This window comes from Streptomyces sp. NPDC004752, from assembly GCF_053601275.1.
Window position 1 is genome coordinate 23,296 of record NZ_JBSGBN010000117.1, and the last position, 7,479, is coordinate 30,774.

4 protein-coding genes are annotated in these 7,479 nt (G+C 72.1%); 3 read left to right on the plus strand and 1 reads right to left on the minus strand.

Translation table 11 applies throughout. The annotated features are described in order from the left end of the window. Window positions 1-812: 812 nt before the first annotated feature. The gene (locus tag ACWEKM_RS35350) at window positions 813-2,021 is read right to left on the minus strand and encodes a nucleotide sugar dehydrogenase (protein WP_451625362.1); all 1,209 of its coding nucleotides are present in this window, start codon (window positions 2,019-2,021) and stop codon (window positions 813-815) included. A gap of 284 nt (window positions 2,022-2,305) precedes the next feature. Here ACWEKM_RS35350 and ACWEKM_RS35355 point away from each other — a divergent pair, with 284 nt between their 5' ends. The 3 genes from ACWEKM_RS35355 to ACWEKM_RS35365 all read left to right on the plus strand — a co-directional run. After that, entirely contained in the window at window positions 2,306-4,012 is a 1,707-nt protein-coding gene (locus ACWEKM_RS35355; protein ID WP_451625363.1) for a glycerol-3-phosphate dehydrogenase/oxidase, read from the plus strand. Window positions 4,013-4,388: 376 nt separating this feature from the next. Further along, complete coding sequence (locus ACWEKM_RS35360) at window positions 4,389-6,446, plus strand: serine/threonine-protein kinase (protein WP_451625364.1); 2,058 nt, start codon at window positions 4,389-4,391, stop codon at window positions 6,444-6,446. 166 nt (window positions 6,447-6,612) lie between these two features. Beyond that, window positions 6,613-7,479, plus strand: an 867-nt coding sequence (locus ACWEKM_RS35365; protein WP_451625365.1) for a protein kinase, incomplete at its 3' end; no start/stop codon positions are given.

The following is a 7,479-nucleotide window of genomic DNA, read 5'->3' on the forward strand; positions in this document are numbered from 1 at the left end:
AAGTGGCTTGGCGGGGGCGCGTGTTGTGTGCTCGGGGCGCGCGGTTGCGTTCGGGGCGAAGGTGGGCCGAATGGGCGAACTGAGCAGGTAACGTCAGTGATCGGCGACCCGGTTCTCTGGGACGCCCCCTTCCAAGGACACGGTTCCGGACCCCGGCCCTCGGGGCCCGGCCCGAATTCCAACGAGCCGCCCTACCGGGCCTCTGGGCGGCATTGTGGAAGGGGGCGCGCCCATGGGTCGTCACCGCAAACCCACCCGCTGGGATCGCATTCGGCTTCGGCTGGTGAAGTTCCGGAGGAGGTGGATCTTGCGGATTTACGGCCGGTGAGCGGCCGCCCCCACGTGAACTAGGGGCGGACACCCGTGAACCGGTCAGGAGCCCGCTGCAGTGCCCTCTGCGGTGGGCTCCACCCTTTTTTACGGTACCGGATCTGCTGTAGAGCGGTCCCGCTCCGGAGGAGGTGGATCTTGCGAATTTACGGAAAGTGAGCGGCCACCCCCAAGAGACCTAGGGGTGGACGCACCGTTCACCTTCTAGGAGCCCGTCGTAGTACCCGCTACGGCGGGCTCCACCTGTTTGTACGGTACCGGATCCGCTGTGGGGCGGTCTGGTTCCGGAGGAGGTGGATCTTGCGGATTTACGGCCGGTGAGCGGCCGCCCCTACGAAACCTAGGGGTGGACACCCCGTTCACTTTCAGGAGCCCGCTGCAGTTGGCCGCTGCGGTGGGGCGCCGTTCGTTTCTGACGCTACCCGTCGGCCAGGGGCCTGTGCCACCGGCTCTGGAGTGAGCCCCCGTCGCGTGCGCCCCCTTCACAACCGGTGCGCCGCTCCCGTGGGGGTGGCGCCCCTTGTGTCCAGCAGCAGTTGAGCCTTCACCGACAGGCCCTGCATGTCGTAGGTGCGGTGCTGCTGGAGGAGGATCGTGAGGTCGGCGTCGGCCGCCGCCTCGTAGAGGGAGTCCGCGCGGGGGACCGGGCGGTCCAGAACGCTCCAGGAGGGCACGTGGGGGTCGTGGTAGCTGACGGAGGCGCCCAGCTCCATCAGCCGGATCGCGACCTCGTGGGCCGGGGTGCCCTGCTGGTCGGCGAGGTCGGCCTTGTAGGTGACGCCCAGCAGGAGCACGCGTGCGCCGCGGGCGGACTTGCCGTGCTCGTTGAGGAGGGCCGCGGCGCGCTGCACGACGTACCGGGGCATGCGGCCGTTGACCTGCTGGGCCAGTTCCACCATGCGTAGCGGGCGACCGGCGTGGCCGGTCAGGTCCTGCGGGACGCCGTGGCCGCCGACTCCCGGGCCCGGCCGGAACGCCTGGAAGCCGAACGGCTTGGTCTCCGCGCAGCGGATCACGTCCCACAGGTCCACGCCCAAGTCGTGGCACAGGACGGCCATTTCGTTGACCAGGGCGATATTGACATGCCGGAAGTTCGTCTCCAGCAGTTGCACCGTCTCCGCCTCGCGGGGTCCACGCGCGCGTACCACCTTGTCGGTCAGCCGTGAGTAGAACGCCGCGGCGGATTCGGTGCAGGCCGGGGTGAGGCCGCCGATGACCTTGGGCGTGCCGGCCGGGGTGTGGTCCCGGTTGCCGGGGTCGACCCGGCTGGGCGCGTAGGCGAGGTGGAAGTCGCGGCCCGCGCGCAGCCCCGAACCCTTCTCCAGCAGGGGCCGCAGGAAGTCCTCGGTGGTGCCGGGGTGTACCGGCGACTCCAGGATCACCGTGGTGTGCGGGCGCAGCCGGGACGCCAGGGTGCGGGCGGCGGTCTCCACCTGGCTCAGGTCGAGCCCGCCGTCCATGCCCCGTGGGGTCGGTGCGCAGATCACCGCGGTGCGGACCCGGCCGAGCCCGGCCGGGTCGGTGGCCGGCCGGAAGCCCGCCGAGAGCATCCGGCGCAGTTCGGCGGGGCTGAGCGAGCCGGCCTCCGGCCCGGTGGCGTAGCCGAGCGTGGGGATGCCGGCGGCGACGGCTGCCTGGGCGAGGGGCAGGCCGTAGGGACCGAGTCCGATGACGGCGAGGTCTGCGGGCATGGCGTGGGCCGTCCTTCCCAGTAGCCGGAGCGGGACAGGTGCGCAAGCCCGGTGGACAGGATGGGCGAGCGCAATGTCACACTAGGAGTAAATATGACCGTTATGTGGGATTGTGTTCTTGTGTCTTCCGGTGGTCCTCCGCTGGTCATGCGGCCGTTGTCCACAGGCCGGAGGCGAGTGGTGGCTGAAGTCGGGCAAGCCGGTCAGAATTTGGGCATGGGGAGGGGATCGACCGGGCTTCGCCCACCGGGTGCGGCCGACGCGACCGACAGCGGGAGGCAGCGGTGAGGACAGCGACACTGGGGCCGGCGCAGCGCGCGGAATCACTCGCGGGCATGGCCGAGCGCGAGCTGGACCTATTGGTGGTGGGCGGCGGAGTCGTCGGCGCGGGCACCGCGCTGGACGCCGTCACCCGTGGCCTGTCCACCGGCCTGGTCGAGGCCCGCGACTGGGCGTCGGGCACGTCCAGCAGATCCAGCAAGCTGGTCCACGGCGGCCTGCGCTATCTGGAGATGCTGGACTTCGCGCTCGTCCGCGAGGCGCTGAAGGAGCGCGGCCTGCTGCTCGAACGCCTCGCGCCGCACCTGGTCAAGCCCGTGCCGTTCCTCTACCCGCTCCAGCACAAGGGCTGGGAGCGGGTGTACGCCGGTTCGGGCGTAGCGCTCTACGACGCCATGTCGATGGCCCGCGGCCATGGCCGGGGCCTGCCGATGCACCGGCACCTGAGCCGCCGTCAGGCCCTGCGCGTCGCCCCCGCCCTGCGCAAGGACGCCCTGGTCGGCGCCCTCCAGTACTACGACGCCCAGATGGACGACGCCCGTTATGTCGCGACCCTCGTGCGGACCGCGGTGTCGTACGGCGCGAAGGCCGCGAACCGCGCGCGGGTGACCGCGTTCCTGCGCGAGGGCGAACGGGTGGTCGGCGTCCGGGCGCAGGACGTGGACGCGGGCGGGGAGTACGAGATCCACGCCAAGCAGGTCGTGAACGCCACCGGTGTGTGGACCGACGACACCCAGGCGATGGTGGGGGAGCGGGGGCAGTTCCACGTCCGCGCCTCCAAGGGCATCCACCTGGTCGTGCCCAAGGACCGCATCCACTCCACGACCGGACTGATCCTGCGCACGGAGAAGTCCGTCCTGTTCGTCATACCGTGGGGGCGGCACTGGATCGTCGGCACGACCGACACCGACTGGGACCTGGACAAGGCACACCCGGCCGCGTCCAGCGCGGACATCGACTATCTGCTGGAGCACGTCAACTCGGTGCTCGCCGTGCCGCTCTCCCGCGACGACGTCCAGGGTGTGTACGCGGGACTGCGCCCGCTGCTCGCCGGCGAGTCCGACGCGACCAGCAAGCTGTCGCGCGAGCACACCGTGGCGCATCCGGTGCCGGGCCTCGTCGTGGTCGCCGGCGGCAAGTACACGACGTACCGGGTCATGGCGAAGGACGCGGTCGACGAGGCGGTGCACGGCCTCGACATGCGGGTCGCCGAGTGTGTCACCGAGGACATCCCGCTGCTGGGCGCCGAGGGTTACCGGGCGATGTGGAACGCGCGGGCGCGGATCGCCGCCCGTACCGGGCTGCACGTGGTGCGCGTCGAGCACCTGCTGAACCGGTACGGCTCGATGGCGGAGGAGGTCCTGGACCTCGTCGCCGCCGACCCCTCGCTGGGCGACCCCTTGCAGGGGGCCGACGACTATCTGCGCGCCGAGGTCGTGTACGCCGCCTCGCACGAGGGCGCGCGGCACCTTGACGATGTGCTGACCCGCCGGACCAGGATCTCCATCGAGACCTTCGACCGCGGCACGCGCAGCGCCCGCGAGGCCGCCGAACTCATGGGGGCCGTCCTCGGCTGGGACAAGGACCAGATCGAGCGTGAGGTCGAGCACTACGAGAAGCGGGTGGAGGCCGAGCGGGAGTCCCAGTTGCAGCCCGACGACCTCACGGCGGACGCGGCGCGGCTGGGGGCGCCGGACATCGTGCCGCTCTGAGCGGGCCGGGGCGGCTTCGTCGGCTTCGCTGCCTTCACCGGCTTCACCGGCTTCACCGGCTTCACCGGCTTCACCGGCTTCACCGGCTTCACTCGAACGGGTGTGGTGAGGCGGGATCTCTGTGCGAGGCCCGTCCGTTTCAACAGGTGCGAGGGCAGAACTCGACCGGGAGCGGGGCGGGTTCGCGGCCGGGTTCTGCCGTCGCGACCCGCACGCGCGCGGCGGGTAGGAGGAGCGGTGGCAGCGGAAGGAAGCGGCTGGAAGCGGAAGGAGGAGTGCGCGACCCGGGGCATGAGGAGGGGCACCCTGGGCGTCGGTCACTTGTCGGGTGAGGGACAATGGAGGCTCTGTCAGGGCGGGTTGCATGAGGGGACGCATGTCGGACGCGGAGCGGGCGGGGACATCCCGTCAGGACAAGAGCGGACGTCTCCTCGCCGGGCGGTACCGGCTGGGAGAAGTGCTCGGCCGCGGCGGCATGGGTACGGTGTGGCGGGCCGAGGACGAGACCCTCGGCCGGACCGTCGCCGTGAAGGAGCTGCGGTTTCCTTCGAACATCGACGAGGAGGAGAAGCGGCGCCTGATCACGCGAACCCTGCGCGAGGCCAAGGCGATTGCACGGATCCGCAACAACAGCGCGGTCACCGTCTTCGACGTGGTGGACGAGGACGACCGGCCGTGGATCGTGATGGAACTGGTGGAGGGCAAGTCCCTGGCCGAGGCCATCCGTGAGGACGGCCTGCTGGAGCCGAAGCGCGCGGCGGAGGTCGGGCTCGCGATCCTCGACGTGCTGCGCTCGGCACACCGCGAGGGCATCCTGCACCGCGACGTGAAGCCGTCCAATGTGCTGATCGCCGAGGACGGCCGGGTCGTGCTCACCGACTTCGGCATCGCACAGGTCGAGGGCGACCCGTCCATCACCTCCACCGGCATGCTCGTCGGCGCGCCCTCCTATATCTCCCCGGAGCGGGCCCGCGGGCACAAGCCGGGCCCGGCGGCCGACCTGTGGTCCCTCGGCGGCCTGCTGTACGCGGCGGTGGAGGGCGTCCCGCCCTACGACAAGGGGTCGGCCATCGCGACGCTGACCGCGGTGATGACCGAGCCCCTGGAGGAGCCCAAGCACGCGGGCCCCCTCAAGGACGTCATCCACGGGCTGCTCACCAAGGACGCGGCCAAGCGGCTGGACGACGCGGGCGCCCGGGCCATGCTCAACGCGGTGATCCACGCGCCCGAGCCGGAGCCGATGGACGCCACGCGGGTCGTGCCGCTTCCGTCGCAGCCCGACGGGTCCGTGGACCGGGCCGCCGCGGGCGGAGGCAAGCGGGGCGAGGAGGCGGCGGGGAAACGGCGCGGGGCGCTGCGTTCCGTGCGCAAGGCCACGGGGGCGGCCGCGGCCGGGGCGGCGAGCCGGACGGCCGGGAGCGCCGAGGGCACGGCGGTGGGTGCGGGCGAGTCCGCCCCCGCCTCCGGCGGTGCGGGTTCCGTCGGCGCGGGCGGAAGTGGCACCGGGGCTGCTGGTATCGGGTCCGCGGGGGCGGCCGGATCCGCTCCCGCGTCGGCTGCGGCGGCCGACGCGGGCTCGGCGGCAGCGGGGGCGGGTGCGAAGTCGGGGGCGGCGAAGCCGAGTTCCGGGTGGCCCGTGGTGCCGCCGCCGGATCTGCCGCCGAGCCCGGCGCCCCGGGCGCCGCTCACGGATGTGGTGCCGAAGCGGACGCTGGTGATCATCGCCGTGGTGCTGGTACTCGCGGTGGTCGGCACGGTGCTGGCCCTCACCCTCGGTGACGACAAAGGCTCCGACGGCGCCAAGGGCGGCGGCAAGCCGGTGGCGAGCGCGAGCACCGACACCAAGCAGAACAAGGACGGCGGCACTCGCACCGACGGCGAGACCTCGGCCTCCTCCGATACGGACCCGGCGACGACCCCCACGTCCGGGGCGGGGAGCGAGCCGAGCGCGTCGGGCGACGGTGGTTCCGGCCGGTCGAACTCCAGTGGTAAAGACGGCGTGCCCGTCGCGCTGACGCACAAGGGGACCCAGGGGTACTCGATCGGGCTGCCCGAGGACTGGAAGTTCCGGTCCACAGACTCCGCGGGGGACCGGTACACCGGGCCCGACGGGCAGAAGCTCCTCGTTGGCTGGACCAGCACGCCTGGGGACGACCCGGTCGCGGACTGGAAGAACCAGGAGCGCGGCATGGTGCGTGCGCAATACCAGCGGATCCGGATAGACAAGGTGGAATACCGCGGCTGGAACACGGCCGACTGGGAGTTCACCTACACCGAGGGCGGCACGGAGTACCGGACCGTCGACCGCGGCTTCGTCATCGACGGGCGGGTCGGTTACGCGCTGATGTACACCGCGAAGTCCGCGCAGTGGGACGGTGAGTTGCGCAAGGGCACCTGGAAGACGCTGGCGGAGTCCTTCGAACCCAAGGCGTGAGGTGAGCGGTCCGGGGTTTGGGGCGTGACAATCCGGTCAACCCCTCAATGAGGGTTGCCTCCGGCACGTATCGTGAGTTGTTGCGGACCGTACGCATCCAGGGACGTGGACCGAACGGGCCGTGAGGCGAACGGAATCGACCGACAGCGCAGCCGGGGGAGGCACCGTGGACGACTATGCGGGTCGGGTGCTCGCCGACCGCTACCGCCTGCCGCTGCCGCCCTCCGACGAGTACGAACTCACCGAGACCCGTGCCTTCGACACCTACAGCGGGCAGGAAGTCCTGGTCCGGCAGGTGCCGTTGCCCGAGGTCGTCGAGGCGGAGGTGCTCGACGCGGATGGGCTGCCCGACGGTTTCACCGCCCGTGACCGCGGCTCCCGGCGGCCCCCGGCGGCCCGGGCGGCGACGCGACGGCCCACGGATCCGGCGGTGCGGCGCGCCGTCGAGGCGGCGCAGGCCGCCGCCCGCGTCCCCGACCACCCACGGCTCGACCAGGTCTTCGACGTGTTCGCCGAGGGCGGTTCGCTGTGGATCGTCAGCGAGTGCGTGGCGGCGCGCCCGCTGTCCGCGCTGCTGGCCGAGCGATCGCTGACGCCGTACCGGGCAGCCGAGGTCGCCTCTGACGTCCTGATGGCGCTGCGGGTGCTGCATGCGCACGGCTGGGTGCACCGCAACATCACCGCCCGCACGGTCCTCGTCTGCGATGACGGCCGTGTGCTGCTGACCGGCCTCGCGGTCGGCGCGGCCGAGGAGGCACTGTCCGGCTACGACCCGGTACCGGCTCCGGAGGAGCCGGAGGTCGCCGGTCCGCAGCACCCGGCCGGGTCGGGTGGGGCCGGCAGGCCCGTCGGGCCGAGTGGCAGCGCTGGTCCCGGTGGCAACGCCGAGCCCGGTGGTCCGGGCGGGCCCGGGAGCGCCTTCAACCCGGTCGTGCCCCCGGCACCCGGGCCGCCCGGCGGCGCCGGGGGGCCCCGGAGTGGCGGCGGGGGGGCGGCGGGGGGCGTGGGGCCCGAGGGCGCCCGGCGCGGCGCG

What these genes read in the sequence shown, in the direction of transcription:
- ACWEKM_RS35350 (WP_451625362.1), bottom strand. Translation starts at nt 2,021, where the DNA reads ATGCCCGCAGACCTCGCCGTCATCGGACTCGGTCCCTACGGCCTGCCC.
- ACWEKM_RS35360 (WP_451625364.1), top strand. Translation starts at nt 4,389, where the DNA reads ATGTCGGACGCGGAGCGGGCGGGGACATCCCGTCAGGACAAGAGCGGA.